Source organism: Lacicoccus alkaliphilus DSM 16010 (assembly GCF_900142805.1).
Lineage (GTDB): Bacteria > Bacillota > Bacilli > Staphylococcales > Salinicoccaceae > Lacicoccus > Lacicoccus alkaliphilus.
The window spans coordinates 230,926-250,711 of record NZ_FRCF01000003.1; the positions used below are offsets into that span (position 1 = coordinate 230,926).

22 protein-coding genes and 1 pseudogene are annotated in these 19,786 nt (G+C 49.1%); 14 read left to right on the forward strand and 9 right to left on the reverse strand.

Features of this window, described 5'->3' with window-relative positions:
- Window positions 1-9: 9 nt before the first annotated feature.
- From BUA12_RS05885 to BUA12_RS13275, 9 genes and pseudogenes are all read left to right on the forward strand, one after another.
- A complete protein-coding gene (locus BUA12_RS05885) occupies window positions 10-798 on the forward strand; it encodes an energy-coupling factor transporter ATPase (protein ID WP_072709372.1) in 789 nt (262 codons plus the stop codon).
- The gene (locus BUA12_RS05890; protein WP_072709374.1) at window positions 795-1,658 is read left to right on the forward strand and encodes an energy-coupling factor transporter ATPase; all 864 of its coding nucleotides are present in this window, start codon (window positions 795-797) and stop codon (window positions 1,656-1,658) included. Before BUA12_RS05885 ends, BUA12_RS05890 begins: the two co-directional genes overlap by 4 nt.
- The gene (locus BUA12_RS05895) at window positions 1,648-2,445 is read left to right on the forward strand and encodes an energy-coupling factor transporter transmembrane component T family protein (protein ID WP_072709376.1); all 798 of its coding nucleotides are present in this window, start codon (window positions 1,648-1,650) and stop codon (window positions 2,443-2,445) included. Before BUA12_RS05890 ends, BUA12_RS05895 begins: the two co-directional genes overlap by 11 nt.
- Before the next feature lie 4 nt (window positions 2,446-2,449).
- Window positions 2,450-3,190: a tRNA pseudouridine(38-40) synthase TruA gene (gene truA, locus BUA12_RS05900; protein ID WP_072709378.1), complete on the forward strand. Its 741-nt coding sequence runs from the start codon at window positions 2,450-2,452 to the stop codon at window positions 3,188-3,190.
- A 179-nt stretch (window positions 3,191-3,369) separates the two neighbouring features.
- On the forward strand, window positions 3,370-3,807 hold the full coding sequence (rplM, locus tag BUA12_RS05905) for a 50S ribosomal protein L13 (protein WP_072709380.1): 438 nt from the start codon (window positions 3,370-3,372) through the stop codon (window positions 3,805-3,807).
- Between the two features lie 21 nt (window positions 3,808-3,828).
- Window positions 3,829-4,221, forward strand: coding sequence for a 30S ribosomal protein S9 (rpsI, locus tag BUA12_RS05910; protein ID WP_072709382.1), 393 nt, complete (start codon window positions 3,829-3,831; stop codon window positions 4,219-4,221).
- 227 nt (window positions 4,222-4,448) lie between these two features.
- A complete protein-coding gene (locus BUA12_RS05915) occupies window positions 4,449-5,270 on the forward strand; it encodes a YihY/virulence factor BrkB family protein (RefSeq protein ID WP_072709384.1) in 822 nt (273 codons plus the stop codon).
- Window positions 5,271-5,367: 97 nt separating this feature from the next.
- The gene (locus BUA12_RS05920) at window positions 5,368-6,105 is read left to right on the forward strand and encodes a TMEM164 family acyltransferase (RefSeq protein ID WP_281248128.1); all 738 of its coding nucleotides are present in this window, start codon (window positions 5,368-5,370) and stop codon (window positions 6,103-6,105) included.
- A gap of 275 nt (window positions 6,106-6,380) precedes the next feature.
- A pseudogene (locus tag BUA12_RS13275) lies at window positions 6,381-6,467 on the forward strand (type II toxin-antitoxin system YoeB family toxin); the annotation flags it as partial.
- Window positions 6,468-6,474: 7 nt separating this feature from the next.
- Here the strand turns inward: BUA12_RS13275 and BUA12_RS05930 are convergent.
- Window positions 6,475-6,807 (reverse strand): hypothetical protein, encoded by a 333-nt coding sequence (locus BUA12_RS05930; protein ID WP_072709387.1) that lies wholly within the window; start codon window positions 6,805-6,807, stop codon window positions 6,475-6,477.
- Between the two features lie 186 nt (window positions 6,808-6,993).
- Here BUA12_RS05930 and BUA12_RS05935 point away from each other — a divergent pair, with 186 nt between their 5' ends.
- A complete protein-coding gene (locus BUA12_RS05935) occupies window positions 6,994-7,824 on the forward strand; it encodes a 6-bladed beta-propeller (RefSeq protein ID WP_178138231.1) in 831 nt (276 codons plus the stop codon).
- Window positions 7,825-7,854: 30 nt separating this feature from the next.
- Window positions 7,855-8,604, forward strand: coding sequence for an arylamine N-acetyltransferase family protein (locus tag BUA12_RS05940; RefSeq protein WP_072709389.1), 750 nt, complete (start codon window positions 7,855-7,857; stop codon window positions 8,602-8,604).
- 50 nt (window positions 8,605-8,654) lie between these two features.
- Here BUA12_RS05940 and BUA12_RS05945 read toward each other — a convergent pair whose 3' ends face one another.
- The 4 genes from BUA12_RS05945 to BUA12_RS05955 form a co-directional block, all read right to left on the reverse strand.
- On the reverse strand, window positions 8,655-9,461 hold the full coding sequence (locus BUA12_RS05945; protein ID WP_072709391.1) for an aldo/keto reductase: 807 nt from the start codon (window positions 9,459-9,461) through the stop codon (window positions 8,655-8,657).
- A gap of 64 nt (window positions 9,462-9,525) precedes the next feature.
- Window positions 9,526-9,672, reverse strand: coding sequence for a hypothetical protein (locus BUA12_RS13035; RefSeq protein ID WP_178138232.1), 147 nt, complete (start codon window positions 9,670-9,672; stop codon window positions 9,526-9,528).
- A gap of 102 nt (window positions 9,673-9,774) precedes the next feature.
- Window positions 9,775-10,212 carry an ASCH domain-containing protein gene (locus BUA12_RS05950; RefSeq protein WP_072709392.1) on the reverse strand — a complete coding sequence of 146 codons (438 nt, stop codon included), beginning with the start codon at window positions 10,210-10,212 and terminating at the stop codon, window positions 9,775-9,777.
- Window positions 10,213-10,337: 125 nt separating this feature from the next.
- Window positions 10,338-11,054, reverse strand: coding sequence for a 3-ketoacyl-ACP reductase (locus BUA12_RS05955; protein ID WP_072709394.1), 717 nt, complete (start codon window positions 11,052-11,054; stop codon window positions 10,338-10,340).
- 447 nt (window positions 11,055-11,501) lie between these two features.
- Between BUA12_RS05955 and BUA12_RS05960 the strand changes: the two genes are divergently transcribed.
- Window positions 11,502-13,019: a BCCT family transporter gene (locus BUA12_RS05960; protein WP_072709396.1), complete on the forward strand. Its 1,518-nt coding sequence runs from the start codon at window positions 11,502-11,504 to the stop codon at window positions 13,017-13,019.
- Entirely contained in the window at window positions 13,020-15,023 is a 2,004-nt protein-coding gene (locus tag BUA12_RS05965) for a CocE/NonD family hydrolase (RefSeq protein WP_072709398.1), read from the forward strand.
- 34 nt (window positions 15,024-15,057) lie between these two features.
- Here the strand turns inward: BUA12_RS05965 and BUA12_RS05970 are convergent, their stop codons facing one another.
- From BUA12_RS05970 to BUA12_RS05980, 3 genes are all read right to left on the reverse strand, one after another.
- Window positions 15,058-15,327, reverse strand: a complete 270-nt coding sequence (locus tag BUA12_RS05970) for a type II toxin-antitoxin system RelE family toxin (RefSeq protein ID WP_072709400.1) — start codon at window positions 15,325-15,327, stop codon at window positions 15,058-15,060.
- The gene (relB, locus tag BUA12_RS05975; RefSeq protein ID WP_072709402.1) at window positions 15,317-15,550 is read right to left on the reverse strand and encodes a type II toxin-antitoxin system RelB family antitoxin; all 234 of its coding nucleotides are present in this window, start codon (window positions 15,548-15,550) and stop codon (window positions 15,317-15,319) included. The genes BUA12_RS05970 and relB overlap by 11 nt, the downstream gene beginning before the upstream one ends.
- Window positions 15,551-15,621: 71 nt before the next feature.
- A complete protein-coding gene (locus BUA12_RS05980) occupies window positions 15,622-16,998 on the reverse strand; it encodes a hypothetical protein (RefSeq protein WP_072709515.1) in 1,377 nt (458 codons plus the stop codon).
- A 201-nt stretch (window positions 16,999-17,199) separates the two neighbouring features.
- On the opposite strand from BUA12_RS05980, the gene BUA12_RS05985 reads away from it, so the two are divergent.
- A complete protein-coding gene (locus BUA12_RS05985; RefSeq protein WP_072709404.1) occupies window positions 17,200-18,537 on the forward strand; it encodes a hypothetical protein in 1,338 nt (445 codons plus the stop codon).
- A 64-nt stretch (window positions 18,538-18,601) separates the two neighbouring features.
- On the opposite strand, the gene BUA12_RS05990 is transcribed toward BUA12_RS05985, so the two are convergent.
- Entirely contained in the window at window positions 18,602-19,780 is a 1,179-nt protein-coding gene (locus BUA12_RS05990) for a M20 family metallopeptidase (RefSeq protein ID WP_072709406.1), read from the reverse strand.
- Between the last annotated feature and the right edge of the window lie 6 nt (window positions 19,781-19,786).

Genomic DNA, 19,786 nt, shown 5'->3' on the forward strand with positions numbered 1-19,786 from the left:
TGGAGATGTATGATAAAAATCGACAATCTAACTTATCGTTATCAGGCGGATGCGCCCAAGGCGCTTGATGATATCTCCCTATCTTTCAAAACAGGGGACTGGGTGTCGATCATCGGTCATAACGGTTCAGGCAAAAGTACACTCGTGAAACTCATGATGGGCATATTGGAAGGCTACTCAGGTGAGATCTCCGTGGATGGCGAGGTGCTCACGCCAGATAATCTGCAGCGCTTCCGTGAACGATTCGCAATCGTCTTCCAAAACCCGGACAATCAGTTCGTCGGGGCGACGGTGGAGGACGATGTCGCCTTCGGCCTTGAAAACCAGGGGCTGCCGAGGGAAGTGATGCTGGAACGGACGGAAGCAGCGCTTGAGGCAGTCAATATGCTCGCATACAGGAGACATGCCCCGGCAAGGTTGTCGGGCGGACAGAAGCAGCGTGTGGCAATCGCAGGGGCGCTTGCCATGGAGCCTGCGGTCCTCATACTGGACGAGGCGACATCCATGCTCGACCCGGAAGGGCGGAGCGACATGCTCGCAATCCTGAACGACATCCATAAGACACGGACCACCACCTTAATCTATATCACACATGACCTGGGCGAAATCGAGGATAGTGATTATGCGGTCATCATGAAGGACGGCAAAGTCATCAGCGAAGGAACGATCGAACACATCTTCAGCGATACGGACACCTTGATCGAGAGCCGGCTCGTACTGCCCTACCAGATGCAGATCTCCAGGGCGCTGCTTGACGGCGGCTATGTCACGCACGATGAGTTGGTGGCACGCCTATGAACATTACAGTCGACGGCCTCACCAGCATTTATCATGCCGGCACACCATTTGAGCATATCGCATTGGACCATCTGACGACAACTTTCGAGCCCGGCAAATACTATGCCATCATCGGCCGGACCGGGAGCGGCAAATCGACGCTGATCCAGCATCTGAACGGCCTCATTCTTCCGACGGAAGGCGAGGTGCAGGTCGGAGACCTGACGCTCGGCAAAAAGACGAAGCAGCGCATCATTCATCAGGTGAAGAAGCATGTCGGCATGGTCTTCCAATTTCCTGAACATCAGCTGTTCGATGAGACGATTTTGAAAGATGTGATGTTCGGCCCGCTCAACATGGGTTTCACCGAAGCAGAGGCACAGGCACGTGCGGAAAAGTACCTTTCCCTGCTCGGTGTGCCGGAACGTGCTTTCGGCCGTTCGCCGTTCGACCTCTCCGGCGGCCAGATGCGTAAAATAGCCATTGCCGGCATACTTGCGATGGAGCCCGAAGTCCTGATCGTCGATGAGCCGACGGCAGGCCTCGACCCTAAAAGTCATATCGAGGTGATGGAACTCTTCAAACGCATCCAGCAGGAGTTCGACATCACCATCATCCTCGTCACACATGATATGAACGACGTTTTCGAGTATGCGGATGAAGTGAAGCTCCTGGCAGCCGGCGGACTGATCCGGGAAGGCCCGACGGAGGACATCCTCACTGATGAACTGCTGCTGACCGACCATCATCTCGAAATACCGGACATCGTGAAACTCACGCATGACCTTGAGCGTAAAGGGATCGTATTCGAAACGGTGCCTCGCAACACGGAGGCGTTCATTACGCTGTACCGGGAATGGAGGGATGCCCGTGCTCAGTAGTATGCTGCTCGGACGTTACATCCCGGGGGACAGCATCATCCACAGGCTCGATCCGCGTGCCAAAATCGTTTCCGTCGTGCTGTTCATGATCATCGTCTTTTTTGCGAACCACTGGATCGGCTACGGCCTGCTCATCTTATTCGTGCTCGGCCTCATCAGAACCGCGCAGATCAACCTCTTCTTCCTGTTCAACGGGCTGAAGATATTGTTGTTCATACTGATTTTCACGTTCCTCCTCCATATATTCTTCACGCGTGGCGGAACGACACTGGTCGAGTGGGGCTTCATCCAGATCGACTCGGAAGGCGTTATCACCGGCATCTATATCACTGTGCGGCTCGTCATGCTGCTCGTCATCACCACGATACTCACACTGACGACAAGTCCGATCGAGCTCACGGACGCCATCGAGAGGCTGGGGAGTCCGCTCAGGAAAGTGAAGGTCCCGATTCATGAGCTTGCCATGATGATATCCATCAGCCTGAGGTTCATCCCGACACTGATGGATGAGACGGAGAAGATCATCAAAGCGCAGAGTGCGAGAGGATCAACGTTCATGACCGGCAGGCTGAAATCCCGGATCAATGCCCTCATCCCGATTTTCATACCGCTCTTCATTTCAGCCTTCAAAAGGGCTGAAGAGATGGCGGTTGCGATGGAAGTGCGGGGATACACCGGCGAAGCGGGACGGACGAGCTACCGTGAGCTCAAATGGCAGCTGCGTGACACGGCGGCCATCCTCGTTGTCATTCTATTCGGGGTTCTACTATACATGGTGAGGATGTGAGACAATGCGTATCATGCTTAAAATGAGTTATAACGGAAAAGACTTCCACGGCTTCCAGTATCAGCACAATTACCGTACCGTGCAGGGTGTGATTGAAGCAGTCCTCACCAAAATGCATAAGAGTGGGGTGCGCATCCATCCTGCATCACGCACGGACCGGGGCGTCCATGCGCTGGAGCAGTACTGCCATTTCGACACAAGCCTGAACCTCACCACCGATAAATGGCATTATGTACTGAACAGGAACCTGCCGGACGACATCGGCATCACGGGCGTCACAGAAATTCCGGACGATTTCCACGTCAGATATCATTCGAAGGGCAAGACCTACAGGTACAGCATCTACACGTCAGAGGCTGTAAATCCGTTCCTTCACGGGCTGAAAACCCATTATCCGCATAAACTGGACAAGACACGCATGAGGGAGGCCATGGCACCGTTTATGGGCACCCATGACTTCACGAGCTTCTCCAGTGCCAAGGCGGAAATCGTCAATAAAGTCCGCACCATCACGGAGTTCCGCATCGAGGAAACGGATGACGGCTTCGACTTTGTGATTTCAGGGTCAGGCTTCCTCTACAACATGGTCCGCATCATCGTGGCCTATGTCGTTGAAGTCGGGGCGGGGAAACGTGCGCCCGAGACCGGGGAGATCATCGGTCAGAAAGACCGCACGATCGTACCGAGGACCGCTCCGGCTGAAGGCTTGTATCTTGAGAGGGTCCATTTAGACGAAGGCTTCTGAAAAGTAACAAAATCCACAATCCGTATTGACAAAATGCAGCATAAGTAGTATTATAAACAACGGTATAATTTTATATCATTCCCATGATAAGCCCCGGAAACTTATTGTGAAGTGTATATAGAGTAAAACGAGAATTTTTTATTTTAAGGGAAATTTAAGTGTAATCAGGAGGAATAACAATGCATCAAACATTTATGGCAAATGAAGCTAACATTGAGCGCAAATGGTATGTAATTGATGCTGAAGGTCAGACGCTCGGTCGCCTGTCTTCAGAAGTTGCATCAATACTACGCGGTAAATATAAAACGACTTTCACACCACACGTCGACACTGGTGATTATGTGATCATCCTTAACGCCGGTAAGATTGAAATGACAGGTAATAAGGCACAGGACAAAATGTACTACAAGCACACTGGATATATCGGTAACATGAAATCAATTTCAGCCGGTGAACTGAGGGAGAAAAACCCTGTACGTCTTCTGGAGAAGTCCATCAAAGGCATGCTTCCTAAGAACTCACTTGGACGTAAGCAGGCCAAAAAACTTTTTGTGTATGCAGAAGATACGCATCCACATGAAGCACAACAACCAGAAAGCTATACGCTTCGCGGATAAGAATAGGAGGGAATTGATTAAATGGCTAAAGTAGAATATTATGGAACAGGTCGTCGTAAAACATCAGTTGCACGCGTACGTTTAGTACCGGGAGAAGGAAATGTCACGGTCAATGGCCGCGACATGAGAGAGTACCTCCCGTTTGAAAGTCTGATCCTTGACTTGAATCAACCATTCGCAGTTACGGAAACAGAAGGTAACTACGATGTGAAGGTCAATGTCAATGGCGGTGGATTCACAGGTCAGGCACAGGCAATCCGTCACGGAATCGCAAGAGCATTGCTTGAAGCGGATCCTGAATACCGTGGTCCACTTAAGAGAGCAGGACTCCTTACACGTGACCCGCGTATGGTCGAGCGTAAGAAGCCGGGTCTTAAAAAGGCACGTCGTGCGCCACAGTTCTCAAAACGTTAATATATCACCATATATCGAAAAGCACTTCCCAAAGATTGGGGAGTGCTTTTTTGTATCAAAATGAAATTGTATCAAGGTGACATGGTGTGTACACTGAAAAGTGAAAAGAATAGGTCCCTCTTCGTCCATTCTGGAGTAGGGACAGAAAAATCCGGGTATTTATTACTACAATTGTTGGGTTCCATCCTGCATGTTTTGCGAAATGAATAGGATTGAAGGGGATATGAATGACAATCCGGATAAAACGCTTCTTCAAAAAGCTGGTCCACCATTCCATAAAAGATAAAGTGTTTGATATGGCTGCACAGCTTTCTTATTATCTGCTGCTTGCGATATTCCCATTTTTGATTTTAATATTCACCTTAATGCGTTTTCTGCCGATCTCAACCGGGACGGTACTGGATATTATCAGCCCGTACGCACCCGAGGGGTCAATGCAGCTGATCGAAGAGAATTTGTATCAGGTGCTCGAGGTTACAAGGGGGGACTTATTGTCGCTCAGCATGATAGCGACGATATGGCTGTCTGCATTGGGCGCCAGTGCATTGGTACGGACATTGAACAGTGCCCACCGGGTGGAAGAAAGCAGGCCTTTCCTTAAGGCTGTCAGTGTTGCCATCCTGCTTGCCATCGGTATGGTCCTGGGTGTCATCGTCTCTTTAACATTGCTGGTGTTTGGAAGGGAGATCGGGTTGTCCGTTTCTTCCTTATTGGGGTTCGACCCCGATTTCCTGCAGGATTGGAACACATTCCGCTGGACGTTCAGTTCCATTATATTGATAGTCGTGGTTGCCGGTCTGTATTACTTTGCGCCGAATAAAAAGTTGCGCATTCTCGACATCATCCCCGGAACATTGTTCGCTGTGATTGGATGGCAGCTGGCTTCGCTCGGGTTCTCATTCTACGTGAGCATTGCTGATTATTCCATTATTTACGGGAATCTTGGAACCATCATCATTTTATTGATCTGGTTATATTTATCTTCCCTCATAATTTTAATAGGCGGTGAGATCAACGCCATCAGAGGCGATAAAAGAAGGGAAAAGTAGAAGGATCATCCCCGTTTAGTTCATTTGCAGTAGTTGGACTGCAGGCGGAAGAGGCGCAGTGTGGAGGGGCGTGTACATTATGGAAATGCAGTTTGAAATGTGGAGTACTTTTCATTACTTTATGATTGTATCCCCATTCATCCTTGGGATTGGCCTGTATAAAATGACACAGGATAAATCCTTTGCCTTAAAAAGAAAAGTGGCCCTGGTGATGGGAGCGGTCCTGGTGGTCATATTAGCCTCCAGGCAGATTTACATTTTCAACGAATACGGCTTGGGCCCTGAAGTCTTTCCTTTCCAGGTCTGTCACTTTGGCAACATTCTATTGCTTATCGTTGCGCTCAATAAAAATTATCGTGTAATCGGTACGATCGCCTGGTGCCTGAACTTCCCAGCAGGCCTGGCATCCGTCATATTTGCCGATGGGCTGGAAAACTACAGTAATGCACTCGATATTCAAGGGCTTGCATATATTGCAGGACATACACTGATTGTAGCGGCGGGCCTTTATTTGTTGTTGACGGGAATGATCCGGGTCGACCGGAAGACACTTTTAAAATCGTATATCATTCTGGTGCCGGTATATTTACTGTCGGTCATGGTGAATAACTGGTTTGTCGGGATTTTTGGTGAGGTTTCCAATTATTTTTATACCTATGCACCGGAAGCGGGTACGCCTTTAGAGGACTTTTATAATCTTGGTTCCACCATCAATGTAGCAGGCCTTACATTCAACCCGGTCTATCTTATCATCCTTGCAATCGCAGGTGCCCTGGTGATGTATGTGATGTATTGGCTGGCGCAGCTGCGATATATCATAAAGAAGAGAGTCTGATCTGTACTTTTCCCATCGTAAGTTTTAATATGTGCAACCGGGAATCATGAAGTATTGGCAGCTGAAACGTGATCTCATTACTAAACAATTTTATTCCTCCACACTGAGAATTTTAAATTTTTTTTATTGTACAATTATAATAAAGGGAGGGATGGCCATGTCGGTCACTACTTATTCCAACGCCCGTAAAAATTTCAAAGCATTGATAGGGCAGGTGTTCTGAACGGTATAGGTAAATCTGAAAAGCTGAAAGGCAACTTAAACAGCTTTTACAGTCGGCTATAGACAGTGAACACTTTCTGGTATATAGAGTGACGGAAAACCAGGTACAGATCATTTCCTGCAGATATCATTACAAGTGACGGCATCCTAGATATAAACAACAATGTCCACCGACTCACCATTGATATAAAAATTCAGAGTGTGCGCATCCAAATCGACGTCAATGCTGTACAACATCAATTCTCCTCCTTCACCGGGTTCTTCAAAATGTACATTCAATGCATCGCCATCTTCATCTGCCGTCCATTCCGTGCCGGTCTCCACATAAGCATATACAGTGCTATTTGCATCCTCCGTCTCAATTACGAAACTGTCTCCATGTTCAGGCTCTTCGACACCAGCCGATTCCAGCACCTCGACCGGCTGTTCCTCTCCATTGGAAACACCGGCGTCGCCGCATGCCGCCAGAAATATTGACAAAACTGCAGATAATAAAAAATACTTGATTGGATAACCCTCCCATCACTTTACAGTTTCTATTATATCCATGGTGACACAGATACAGTGATAAGCGGAAGATAAAAGCTTTATGAATAAAAGGCCCTCACAGTTTATGATAGTATGAAATTAATCGAATCAAACGAAAACAGTGAGGGGGAGACAGGTATGTCTGATATGGTATTCAGGCTGGGGAAGAAGAAGTACAGGGTGGACAGCGGCTGGGCAGAAGGCGTGGCACAATACATCAAGAATGTATCGGCTGTTTCATATAATGAAGAATATATATACGTGCTGCAGAGGAGTGACCCATTCATGCTCGTCTTAACGACCGAAGGTGAGCTGGTGGACCGATGGCATGATGAAGCGGTGAGGGATGCGCATTACCTTGAAGTGAGCCCGGACGGTGAAGTGTACGTAGTGGAAAGGGACCGGCACAGGGTCCTCGTCTTCAATAAGCAGGGAGAATTGCTCCGTACCATGGGTGGCGAGACCGAACCGGGAGATGTGGGGGAGCCGTTCAACCACCCCTCGGATATCGCCTTTTCAAAGGAAGGCGATATTTTCGTGGCGGACGGTTACGGCAATGCGCATGTCCACCACTTCAATGATGCAGGTGACCTGCTTAACACGTGGGGCGGCCTCGGAACGGAGCAAGGCCGCTTCATGACACCGCATGCCATTCTGGTCGACCAAACAGAAAGGGTGCTGGTGACGGACCGGGAGAACAACCGGGTGCAGATCTTCAGCCGGGACGGGAGTTACTTGAAGGAACTGAACAACGTCTTCCATCCGATGGATATATGTGAAGACGATGAGGGTTTCATCTACGTCACGGATCAGGTGCCGTCCCTTCATGTTTTCAACACAGCAGGTGGATTCATCGGCAGATGCCGGACGCTCGGCACTTTCGGACATGGCATCACCGTCGATGCACAGGGAGATATTTATATTGCGGAGATGCTGCCCGACGGCCTGACAAAACTGACAGGTCTCTGATTCACATATTACATTTAAGGAGGTCAGGTCATGATCAAGGAAATGGATCGATTTTTGGGGAATCCGTCAGGCGGTCTGGATGAGTATATTTCAAGCTATATGAAGCGGGTGCCGTTTGAGAACATCGACGTTCAGAATGAAGTGCCGATATCATTGGCGCTTGAGGACATCTTCGATAAAATCATTATATGCGGGCGCGGTGGTTTCTGTTATGAGATGAATACGCTGTTCAGGCAATACTTGAATGCGAAAGGTTATAATGCTTACAATGTATCAGCGACCGTGAAACATCCGGACGGCTGGACGCGTGAAGGGAGCCATATGTCGACACTGGTGAAGTCGGATGACTTATATGTGGCGGATGTCGGATTCGGTGACCTGCCCTTGAAAGCCATGCCGATCAGGCCTGTTGAAGAAGCGGTCGTCATCGATGATGTGAACGGCCGGTACCGTGCAGTTGAAACAGACAGTGGATTCGAAGTGCAGAAGGATGGGGGCGAGGGGTTCGAAACATTGTACAGGGGCGGCTTCACACCGCGGGAAATTGAAGATTTCCAGGATAACCTGGAGTACAATCAGCATCACCCGGACTCCATATTCGTCAGGAAATTGATTGTTACACAGCCTAAGAGTGACGGCCGCGTCTCCATGTCGGAAAGCAGCCTGACGATCACAAAGCACGGTGAAAAAGAGAAGTTTGAAGTGAACAGACATAATTACGGGAAGTTTTTAAATGACCACTTCAACCTCAATGTCGAAGTGAAGCGGCTTGAAAAATGAGATAAGCGCACCAGCCTTATAGGCAGGTGCGCTTATCATTTCAATGATGATTACAGTGAACTGATGCGTCCATGGTCTTCTGCCGTCAGTTCAAAGTCGAAGATATCCAGGCTCTCGGCCTGGCGGTCTTTATTGTGGGATTTCGGGATGACGATGACCTCACGCTCAATCTGATAGCGCAGGACGACCTGGGCTGCCGTCTTGCCGTACTGTTCACCAATCTCCGAGAGAACCTGCTCCGCTTCACCCTCGATGCCGCCGAGCGGGCCCCATGCGACGGTCGCAATGCCATTCTTGTAATTATGACCGATCAATTCATCATTCCAGTTGCCGACGTTGGACTTGATCTGATTCACAACCGGTCTGATATCTCCTTTTTCAAGGATCAGGTCGATATGCTCAGTTTCGAAATTGGAGACGCCAATTGATTTGAATACACCGCGTTCATAATAGTTTTCCAAAATGCCCCATGCTTCGAGGATTTCATCGTCATTGTCCCACGGGAAGTGGATGAGGAATGAATCGAAATAATCCGTCTGCAGTTTCTCCAGGCTCTTTTCAATTTCAGCATGCGCCCACTCTGCGCCTTTGTAGCCATCCATCGTATTGAGCTTCGTCGTGATGAAGAAATTTTCACGTGGAACTGAAGATTTCGCGAGGCCCTCCCCGACGACTTCTTCATTGTTGTAAAGCTGTGCCGAGTCGAAATGACGGTAGCCGTTTTCAATTGCCCAGTCCACTTCCTCAGTGTCCCCCCGCAGGGTGCCTGAAAACTGATTGCCTTCCTTGCCGTAAGTGTTTGTACCGATGCCGATGATCGGGATTTCCACGGCATCATTCAATTTGATATGCTTCATGTCATTCCTCCTATATTGTAACCCTCATATTAGCTCTACCCGGAGGTAATGACAATCAATCTGTTCATACTTCCCTCTCAACAGGGCTGTGCTTCTTCACCTCAGCCAGCTCGCTTTTTACCGAGAAGTGATGAAATATGGTTAGAGCAAGCACGATGGCACTGAGCATGTTGGACAGGAGTATCCCGCATAAGAGCAGTTTATTGGTCATCAGGGTTCACCTCTTTTGACTTGGATTGACTTAATGGAGTGCATTTACATATAAGTTACCCGGCTTAATGGAGATTAAGCATGGAGTCGGAGCTGACATTTTTCAATAGATTCTTTCGAATGCCTCACACACCACCTTCACTTTTTCATTGAAGGTCATGCCGTGCGCGGCGTACTCTCCCTCGAAGAATTCAAGATGGACTTTGCGCCAATATCGGAGGGAGCGGTCGCCTTCGCCTTCCTTCCATGCAAAATCCTCACCGACTTCATCGAACGGCATGACATTGACATGAGTCGTCCGTATGATGCAGACGGCTACTCCTTTCGAATCCAGGATGATGCTGAAATCGCCGGGCTTCGGCAGCGGCTCATTTTCCAGTTCGTAAAGTGCATAGGCCGATGCTGTCGCTGTCTTGATGCCTTTCAGTGTAAGTTCCGCAAGCTCATCCGGCGCAGCGCCGTACGCCCATGCGACGTATGTATCACCTTCGTGTTCCGGATGTTCCTTTAAGTATTTATTCCATAACTTTTCGGCTTCCATCCCTTATCCTCTTTTCCCCAAAGAATTTCTTCATGTGACATATATCGTAATCATATCACTGCTTAAGGAGATTTTCACATTGTCATGAAGAAAGCACTTCCCGGACGGGAAGTGCTTCAGCGTGTTTAAGGGTTGTTCGACCACAGGCCGGCATTTTTCAAGACGACGCGTGGGTTCAGTTTCAATTGGGCGACCATCAGTTCCGCCATATCTTCCGGCTGCATGACTTTCTCCGGGTTACCGTCTGTAAGGTTCAGTTCGACCGCCATGTCAGTTGCGACCGTGCTCGGAGTCAGTGTCGTGACACGGATATTCTTCTTGCGCACTTCCATCATCAATGACTCGCTCAGCCCGATGACTGCAGCTTTTGAAGCGGAATAGGCACTTGTGACGGGTCCGCCCTTCTGGCCGGCGGTGGATGAAATGTTTATGATGTCGCCTGTTTCCCGTTCAAGCATTTCAGGCAGTACCGCACGTGTCGTGTAATATAAACCGTTCACATTGACGTTCATGATGTTCGTCCATTCTTCAGGAGTGAGATCCATGAAGCTGCCGAACTTTGAAATTCCGGCATTGTTCACGAGTATGTCGATCGGACCGAGTGCATTGCGGATGGATTCGACCGCAGAAGTGATGGCGTCGATATCAGCAACATCGGCTGCAGCAGTCGCCGTCTGCACGTCATACTGTTCAAGCTCCTTGGCAACACGCTCCAGGTTTTCAGGCGTACGCCCGACAAGCCCGACGTGTATGCCCTCCTTGGCGAATGCGATTGCGGTTGCACGGCCGATACCGCGGCCCGCACCTGTGATGAGTGCCACTTTACCTTCAATTTTCTGCATGTATACTGCTCCTTTACAAATTACTTTCTAATATATCTAACCACAGGAATTTCAAGTTGTGAAGAATTTCGGCTTAAGCGTCTCTCTGGCTTTGATTGGTGCCATACTCTGTAAACTTTCAAATAAACCACTATATTTATTCATTTATTTATATTTATGTAAATATTATCTTTAATTTTAAATGTTTAACTAAAATTAGTGATGTTGCAACTATTTTGACGCCTGAATCAGAAATAAAAAAATTAATTTATGGAAGCGTTTATTTCATTATGGGGGGTATGGTTAGATAAGTGCCAGATATGCTCATGAAGGCGCTTTAGCCATTTTTCCCCCTTCAATATCACTGGTATTTATGTTAGGTTAACTAAGGTAACTTTCCGAAACAAAATGATAATTGCGTTTATTCGGAAACATATACATAAAAAAATTTTTCTATGGAGGGATTCAATGAAAGAAAGAGCGAAACTGGACCATTTTATTTTCTGGCCGGCGATCATCGTGCTGTTGACGCTCACAGTGCTTTTAATCATTTTCCAATCTGCCGCAGAACCATTTTTGAATGACATATTATCCGGCATCAATACGCGGATGGACTGGATTTTCCAATTCATGACCTTCGGGTTGTTCATTTTACTGTTATGGATTTCTTTCGGAAAATACGGAAAGGTGAAAATGGGGCTGGGCAGACCCAGGTTCAATAACTTCAGTTATGGGGCGATGCTTTTCTGTGCCGGTATGGGTACAAGCATCATGTTCTGGTCGATCATCGAACCGATGTATTATTTCCAGGGCCCGCCGTTCGGCTTTGAACCGGGCAGCGACACCGCAGCGGAATGGGCCGTGGCCTACGGCATGTTCCACTGGGGCATTTCCGCCTGGGCGATCTATGCATTCCCGACGATCGTCATTGCGTATTCATTTTATAATAAGCAGAACAAATCACTTAAAGTCAGTCAGGCCGTCAAAGGGGCACTCGGTAAGTATTCGGACGGGATCATCGGTAAGATCATCGATATCCTTGTCATATGGAGCCTGGTCGGCGGGCTGGGCACATCGCTCGGGCTCGGGGTGCCGATGGTTTCTGCCGGCATCGGGCACCTCTTCGGTGTGGAACAGTCGATTGCACTCAGCATCGTCATCATGGTCATCTGGGCAGTCATATACATCACAAGTGCCTCACTCGGACTGGATAAAGGCATACGCAAACTGAGTAACCTGAACGTCTATCTTGCGCTTGCGCTTGCGATTTTTGTCATCATAGCAGGGCCGACCGGTTTCATACTGACATATTTCACAGACAGCTTCGGCATCATGGCCCAGAACTTCCTGAGAATGAGCTTCTATACCGATGCGATCGGCGGGGGAGGATTCCCGCAGGCATGGACGGTCTTCTACTGGGCATGGTTCGCAGCCACTGCACTGTTCATGGGATTGTTCATCGCGCGTATTTCAAAAGGGCGTACATTGAAGAGCATGATCCTGCATATACTCGGCTGGGGATCACTCGGCAGTTGGCTGTATTTTGCGATATTCGGCGGTTACACCATTAACCTGCAGCAGACGGGTGAATTGGATGTCACGGGCAGCATGGCGGAAGTGGGGGACGCCTCCACAATAATCAATGTGCTCGAAACACTGCCGGCGAGCTATATTGCGATACTGTTCTTCGTCGTACTCGGCTTCATCTTCCTTGCGACGTCGCTTGACTCCGCGTCCTATATACTCGCTTCAACCGCTTCAATCAAAGTCGGTGACGGCATTGAGCCGCCGGCATGGCATACGATCCTTTGGGGTCTCATCATGGCGCTCCTGTCCATCTCACTCCTCCTGATCGGCGGATTGAATGTAGTGCAGACATCTGCTGTGGTCGTCGCTGTTCCGGTCGTCATCATCTATTTGCTGCTGTTCATTTCACTGATGAAATGGCTGAAGAACGACGAACATATTTACGAGGAGGAGAAATAATTGGGCGTATTCGATGTAGATTATAATAAAATCCAAGAGAGGACGGACTTTCCATATGAAGTGGTAACCACCCACCATACATGGATAGAAATGTCCGACGGCACAAAGCTTTCCGCCAAAATGTGGCAGCCGAAAAGCATGGAACAGACCAAGGGGACGGTACTTGAGTACCTCCCTTACAGGAAGGATGAATTCACGGCACTCCGTGATGAAATCCGGCATAAGTATTTCGCAGGGATGGGATATACGTCCGTCCGTGTGGATATCAGGGGCACGGGGGACTCCGAAGGCATCATCGAAGACGAATATCCGAAACAGGAGCAGGATGATGCCCTCGATATCATTGCATGGATCGAGAACCAGGACTGGTCGAACGGGTCTGTCGCCATGATCGGCAAGTCCTGGGGCGGATTCAACGGCCTCCAGCTTGCAGCACTCCAGCCGAAGGCGCTGAAGACGATCATCACGTTATGTTCCACGGATGACCGTTACGCGGATGACGTGCATTACAGAGGCGGTACGATGATGGCATCCGACATGCTCTGGTGGGCATCGACGATGTTTGCATATAACGCAAGACCGCCGTTTCCAAAGCATGTGGGCGAGAGATGGTATGACATGTGGCTCGACCGCATGGAAAATACACCGCCGTTCGTGGAAGCATGGGTGTCCCACCAGGCACGCGATGACTACTGGAAGCACGGTTCGGTGGGTGAAGACTACAGTGCGATCCAGATTCCGGTCCTGACCATGGGCGGCTGGGCGGACGGTTATACGAATCCTTTATTCCGCCTGATGGACAACCTCGATGTACCTAAAAAAGGCATCGTCGGCCCATGGGCGCATGAATTCCCCGATATGGCGATCCCAGGCCCGCAGATGGGCTACCTTCAGGAAGTCACCGAGTGGCTCGACCGCTGGATGATCGATGAAGGGGACCGGGAGAATCATAAGGATGAGTTCCTCGTCTATGTACAGGACGGTGTGAAGCCCGCAACGACCTATGACTACAGGGAAGGCAGATGGTTGAACCTCTATGATGAAGAAGCGGAGAGGGTGGATATACTGAGGGACATCACCGGGGAAGTGGAATTGCTGAACCGCCAGCATCACGGTTTGTACTCGGGCGTATTCTGTCCATTCGGTCAGGAAGGGGACCTCCCGGATGATCAGAGGATCGAGAACGCGCTTGCTACATCGTTCATGCTTCCGAAACAGGATGAGCATCTGAACATCGTCGGCCAGGCGGTCGCAAAAGTCCGTGTGAAATCCGAACAGGCGAAGGCGAACCTGCATGTGAGGGTGACGGATGTGCATCCGACCGGTGAGAAGACGCTTGTGACGAAGGGCCAGCTCAATCTGAATCATTATAAGAGCCATGAATTCCCTGAAGACCTGCCGGCCGGTGAATACATCGACGTGGAGATCCCGCTTGATGTCATCGGCTATCAGATAGAGGCGGGCCACAATATCGAAATTTCCATATCACCAACGTACTGGCCGCAGGTATGGCCGGATGCGGAACTGGCGGACCTCAGTGTCGATCTCGACAGGACGGCACTACTTGTACCGGTCATCAATGATTTCAAGGAAGCCCGGTTGAAGCACGAACAGTCCGAGACCGCTTCACCACTTGAGAAGGAAATCCTCAGGGAAGGTTACAGGACGCGCAATGTCGTGAAAAAGCTCACGACGGACGAATGGGTGCTCGATGATTTCTCCGATGAAGGATTGCGCACACTGACCGATACGAACATCACTTACGGTTCTACGAACCACAACGTCTATACGATCAGGGAGAATGATCCGTTATCCGCAAAAGTTGAATGTGACTGGACGGTCGTGGTGAAGGATGATGACATCGACACAGAAGTCGTCACGAAAAGCATCATGAGCTGTGACGCGGAGAATTACTATCTCTTCAATGAAATGACTGGTTACCACAACGGTGAGGAATGCTTCCATAAAACGTGGGAGAAGACGGTCCCGAGATATTACACGTAACGTGAAAAGAGGAATCCACCGGATTCCTCTTTTTTCATGGCTGATAGATATCTTTTCTATGTCCCAAGTCGATTAATGCAATCACTAATTCCTCATCTTCTATCCTGGCAATGATTCTATAATCGCCAACCCTGTAACGCCAGAAACCTTTATAATCACCTGTCAGAAATTTGCCATGCTTCCTTGGGTCATTTGTCCCATCCAGATTTTTACTGATCCAAGAGATTAACAAAGCACTTGTTTTTTTGTCCATTTTCTTTAACTTTTTCAGAGCTCTTTTCTCAATCTTCAATTCATATTTCATCGGAAAGACCCAGCTCTGCCTTAGCCTCTTCCCATGAGACGAATTCAGTATCATCATCTTCCATTATCTCCACGGCTTTCTTGTACATCTCTCTGTCGATTTCTTCATCGAGTTTTTCTGAAATGATTTCTCTAATATAAGCGGACATATTCGTGTTTTTGGCCTCGACAATGCCACGGAGGATTTCTTCCTCTTCCTTATCTAATCGTATGGTAATACTCATGACCACACCTCCGATATTTTGTAAGACAATTGTAGCACGACAATGAGTTTTCCTCAAAAACTTTAACTTTTTTAGACGATAAGCGCAATCATCGCAATCAGGATGCCGGTGAGGCCCATCCTGACCGAAAATCCGATGTTCATTTTAGTGATCCTGTATGGGTTGATGCCCATGCTCTGCGCGGTCATGGTCGCATTGATGCCGTATGGCGCGGCGGCGGATATGCTCATGCCGCAGACGACCATGGTGATGCTGATGGAGAGGGCATTTTCAGGCGTCAGTACGGGGATCAGCACTTCTGCCAGTATCGCGAGTGTCGCGACCGGGTGGACACCGACCATGGCGAGGCCGTAGATCACTGCCATGATCAGCAGCAGTATCAGTATCAGGAATGAATCGACATAACCGAACACCTGCTGCATCATATCCGGGACAGCGCTGCTGTTGAAACCGCCGGAGAAGATGCCGAGTGACAGGAAGAGCACCGAGAAGTTCTGCATATGATTGTTGTGTTCCTTCCACGTCTTCCAGCCGGTTCTCATGAATATCGGCAGACGCTTCATGACGAATGCCGCTGCAAAGGAGAACGGAATGATGATCAATGCAATCGTCATGACGAAACCGAGTTCCGAATTCGTATTGAAGAACATCACCGTGATGAGGAAACTGACCAGCAGGACCAGCATTTTGATGATGGATTTTCGAAGCGCCCTACTGTCTATTTCATCGAACGGTGCTTCAATGGTGATCCCCCTGAACTCGCGACGGGTCAGGAAGACTTCGGTCATTCCGACAATTATGGAAGTCACAAGCAGCCACGGCAGCAGTGTGAAGTAGGAGACCCCGGTCGAGTCGACCGTAAGCCCCACGATGACTTCGAGCGGACTCCATATGACTGCAAGCGAAAATGCCCGGAGGGTCGCTTTGATGATGAATTCATTCCGGAAGCTTTCCGTTGAATTTTTGAACAGGTTGCGTAAAACATTCTGGATGATGTAGATGGCGGAGATGTTCAGGAAGACCGCTAGGAAGTAAGAAGTGACGACACTTCTGCCATAGATATTCTCCACCCTGTTCGCCCGGTCCTGTATCATATCCGTGATGCTTGCATCAAGGCCGCCGACTCTCACGACCGTGCCGATCCACGGCAGGACGCTGAAAAACAGGAGAAGCGGAAGGTTGCTTGTCGTGTTGCCGATGATTTCACCGGCACTCCCGCCGGAAGTGAGTGTGAATAAAGTCCCAACGACAATGAAAAGTCCGCCGATCATTTTGAACAGCCTGGAGGAGAACATCCAGGAGATGACCAGTACACCGACAGCCAGGTAATCCACGAAGCCTCGAAGAACTTCGATGCCGCTGAAGAAATAGAAGAGGAAAAGGATGAACAGGACGGCATATATATAATAGAAGTGCCTTAACAGAGTCTGGTTATGTAGGATATTCAATATAAAACCTGCTTTCATGACAATTGTCCATAAGATATTATCAATATTTCCATTAATTATATGACAGATATGAGACCTTTTACAGAGTTCTTTAATCATTCTATAAAAACAGGCCTGATTTTAGTATGACTGATCCGTTTACTATCCTGTTCTTCTTAAATACGCTATGATGAAATCAAAACCCGATTAAGGAAGATACATATGAAATTTAAGTTCTTCAGACCATTTTTTGTACTGGGCATGGGGCTCATGTTCCTCTCGACTTTGTTTGTGGACATCCCCGGTGTGGAAGTGGCCATTGCGGTCTTCACAGCGCTGGCGCTCATCAGTTACCTGCCATACTTGAGTAAAGTGCCATTGACGGTCGTCATCGTATTGAATGTGACGGCTTTGATTTTCTACATCATCGGCGGCACCATCGACGATGTCGTTGAAGGGCTGCTCATGAATACAGCGGTGCTCATGATATTCATCTTTGTGCCCCTGCTCTCGATCCCCATCACTTCACCAAGGTACATGAGGGACATCACCGGGTTGATGAAATCATCTTTTTCCAATACTAAAAAAACATATAACGCCTTGAAAATCGGGACATTTTCTATAGGGTCCGTGCTGAATGTCGGGACACTTCCGATCCTCTATTATCTGACCGATACGGACCAGTTCAAGGACCACAAATTGATGCGCATGGCTGCGCTGAACCGCGGGTTTGCACTCGCCTTCGCCTGGTCGCCTTATTTCATCTCCATCGCAGTCGTCCTGTCCTACTTCGAAGTGCAGTGGATCACCATCGCAGCGTACGGTCTCACGCTTGCTGCCATCAGCATTGTGGCTGAATGGTTTTTATTCCGCAAAAGGAAGTATCCGGAGATGCCCGACTCCCCACCGGTGTACTACAGTAAGCGGCGGATTGTGGAGCTGGGTGTGATCATGCTCTCGATGACGGGTGTGATCATCGTCCTGGATATATTCAGCAACTTTGCCATCGTCAACATCATTCCGATCGTGGCACTCGTATTGTTCTTCGTGTGGAGTGTTGCCATCGGCGGTGTCGAGAAAGTGGTGAAGGGACTGAAGTCCTATACGCAGGAGCGGATACCTAAGATGGGTAATGAACTTCTCGTATTCATCAGTGCCGGGGTGTTCGGGACATCTCTCCTTGTCATCGGGTTCGATACGCTTCTGATCGATACTCTTGAAGCGGCGGGTGTGAACCATGTGCTCCTGCTCATCCCGATATTCGCGGTGCTCATCATCGGCCTGTCATTCTTCAGTGTGCATCCCGTCATCACGATCACCATTGCCTCCCTGGCCGTGCTCAGCATGGACATGGACGTGGCCGACCATTACTATATCGCCATCGGACTGCTGCTCAGCTGGACGGTCACCGTCAATATGTCGCCGTTCACGGGTGTCAACCTGCTGATGTCGAGCCTCGCGAACAGAAGCATATTCACGCTGCCGAAACATAACGTGCTGTACAGTCTGCTGCTATGGCTTTCGGGTTATGCACTGCTCGTGATCTTGTATGTCATCTAAAATGTGTCCCTGAATACAGGGACACATTTTTTGATTCATATTATGAACATCCCGGACTCCCTGATCAGGAATGTCTGTTCATATACTCAATCGTCGATTTTGACAAAATTTTGGCAGCGATCAACAGAGCCTCTTCATCGATGTCGAACTTCGGATGGTGATGCGGGTAGGGGTCCTCAGCGTCCCTTGGTCTCGCTCCTGTAAAAAAGTACGTTCCTTTGACTTCCTGCAGATAGTAGGAGAAGTCTTCGGCACCCATGGTGGGCTCTGTTTCCACAATGTTTTCCACCCCCGGCACATCTTTGGCCACTTCCATGACGAATTCCGCTTCTTCCTTATGGTTTACGGTCACCGGGTAGCCTCTTGTGTACGTATAGTCATATGTGGCATTTGACAGGAGGCACGTCCCTTTGACCACCTGCTCGATTTCCTCTTCGATTTTTGAACGCACTGCTTCATTCAGTGCCCGTGCAGTTCCGACAAGTGTTGCGGAATCGGCAATGACGTTATACGGGCCTCTGGCATCGAATGAGCAGACGGATATGACCGCTGCGTCCAGAGGATTCACCCGCCGGCTGACGATCTGCTGGAGGTTGCTGACGACCTGGGAGGCGATCAAAATGCTGTCTTTCGTTTCCTGGGGTATGGCACCATGGCCGCCTTTGCCCTGTATGGTGATCACGAATTTATCGGCGGAAGCCTGAAGCGCATCGTTGCGGTAGTGGATTTCGTGCAAAGGCACCTGTGACTGGAGATGGGTGCCGAAGATCACATCGACACCATCAAGACAGCCGTCTTCAATCATGGGCTTAGCCCCTCCGGGAGGCAGTTCTTCTGCATGCTGGTGGATGAAGACCACATCACCCTTCAATTCGCTTTTCAATTTATTCAGCGCTTTTGCCACACCCAGTAAAGTGGCAGTGTGACCGTCATGCCCGCATGCGTGCATCACGCCTTCATTCACCGACTTGAAATCGAAATCGTTCTCTTCAGTGATGGGCAGCGCATCAAAGTCCGCCCTGAGTGCGACCGTCGGCCCTTTCAGATCCCCTTTTAAAATCGCGACCACACCGTTCCCGCCGACCTGTTCCCTCACTTCGTGGCCGAGTTTCCTGTGATACTCTGCGATATACTTCGCTGTCTCCACTTCTTCAAACGACAATTCCGGATGTTTGTGCAAATGACGTCTGATTTCGACAATTTCCCCGTAAAGCACATCCAAATGCGAAAATAATTTTTCCATAGACAG

What these genes read in the sequence shown, in the direction of transcription:
- BUA12_RS05885 (WP_072709372.1), top strand. Translation starts at nt 10, where the DNA reads ATGATAAAAATCGACAATCTAACTTATCGTTATCAGGCGGATGCGCCC.
- BUA12_RS05890 (WP_072709374.1), top strand. Translation starts at nt 795, where the DNA reads ATGAACATTACAGTCGACGGCCTCACCAGCATTTATCATGCCGGCACA.
- truA (WP_072709378.1), top strand. Translation starts at nt 2,450, where the DNA reads ATGCGTATCATGCTTAAAATGAGTTATAACGGAAAAGACTTCCACGGC.
- rplM (WP_072709380.1), top strand. Translation starts at nt 3,370, where the DNA reads ATGCATCAAACATTTATGGCAAATGAAGCTAACATTGAGCGCAAATGG.
- rpsI (WP_072709382.1), top strand. Translation starts at nt 3,829, where the DNA reads ATGGCTAAAGTAGAATATTATGGAACAGGTCGTCGTAAAACATCAGTT.
- BUA12_RS05915 (WP_072709384.1), top strand. Translation starts at nt 4,449, where the DNA reads ATGACAATCCGGATAAAACGCTTCTTCAAAAAGCTGGTCCACCATTCC.
- BUA12_RS05920 (WP_281248128.1), top strand. Translation starts at nt 5,368, where the DNA reads ATGTGGAGTACTTTTCATTACTTTATGATTGTATCCCCATTCATCCTT.
- BUA12_RS05935 (WP_178138231.1), top strand. Translation starts at nt 6,994, where the DNA reads ATGTCTGATATGGTATTCAGGCTGGGGAAGAAGAAGTACAGGGTGGAC.
- BUA12_RS05940 (WP_072709389.1), top strand. Translation starts at nt 7,855, where the DNA reads ATGATCAAGGAAATGGATCGATTTTTGGGGAATCCGTCAGGCGGTCTG.
- BUA12_RS05945 (WP_072709391.1), bottom strand. Translation starts at nt 9,461, where the DNA reads ATGAAGCATATCAAATTGAATGATGCCGTGGAAATCCCGATCATCGGC.
- BUA12_RS13035 (WP_178138232.1), bottom strand. Translation starts at nt 9,672, where the DNA reads ATGACCAATAAACTGCTCTTATGCGGGATACTCCTGTCCAACATGCTC.
- BUA12_RS05950 (WP_072709392.1), bottom strand. Translation starts at nt 10,212, where the DNA reads ATGGAAGCCGAAAAGTTATGGAATAAATACTTAAAGGAACATCCGGAA.
- BUA12_RS05955 (WP_072709394.1), bottom strand. Translation starts at nt 11,054, where the DNA reads ATGCAGAAAATTGAAGGTAAAGTGGCACTCATCACAGGTGCGGGCCGC.
- BUA12_RS05960 (WP_072709396.1), top strand. Translation starts at nt 11,502, where the DNA reads ATGAAAGAAAGAGCGAAACTGGACCATTTTATTTTCTGGCCGGCGATC.
- BUA12_RS05970 (WP_072709400.1), bottom strand. Translation starts at nt 15,327, where the DNA reads ATGAAATATGAATTGAAGATTGAGAAAAGAGCTCTGAAAAAGTTAAAG.
- relB (WP_072709402.1), bottom strand. Translation starts at nt 15,550, where the DNA reads ATGAGTATTACCATACGATTAGATAAGGAAGAGGAAGAAATCCTCCGT.
- BUA12_RS05985 (WP_072709404.1), top strand. Translation starts at nt 17,200, where the DNA reads ATGAAATTTAAGTTCTTCAGACCATTTTTTGTACTGGGCATGGGGCTC.
- BUA12_RS05990 (WP_072709406.1), bottom strand. Translation starts at nt 19,780, where the DNA reads ATGGAAAAATTATTTTCGCATTTGGATGTGCTTTACGGGGAAATTGTC.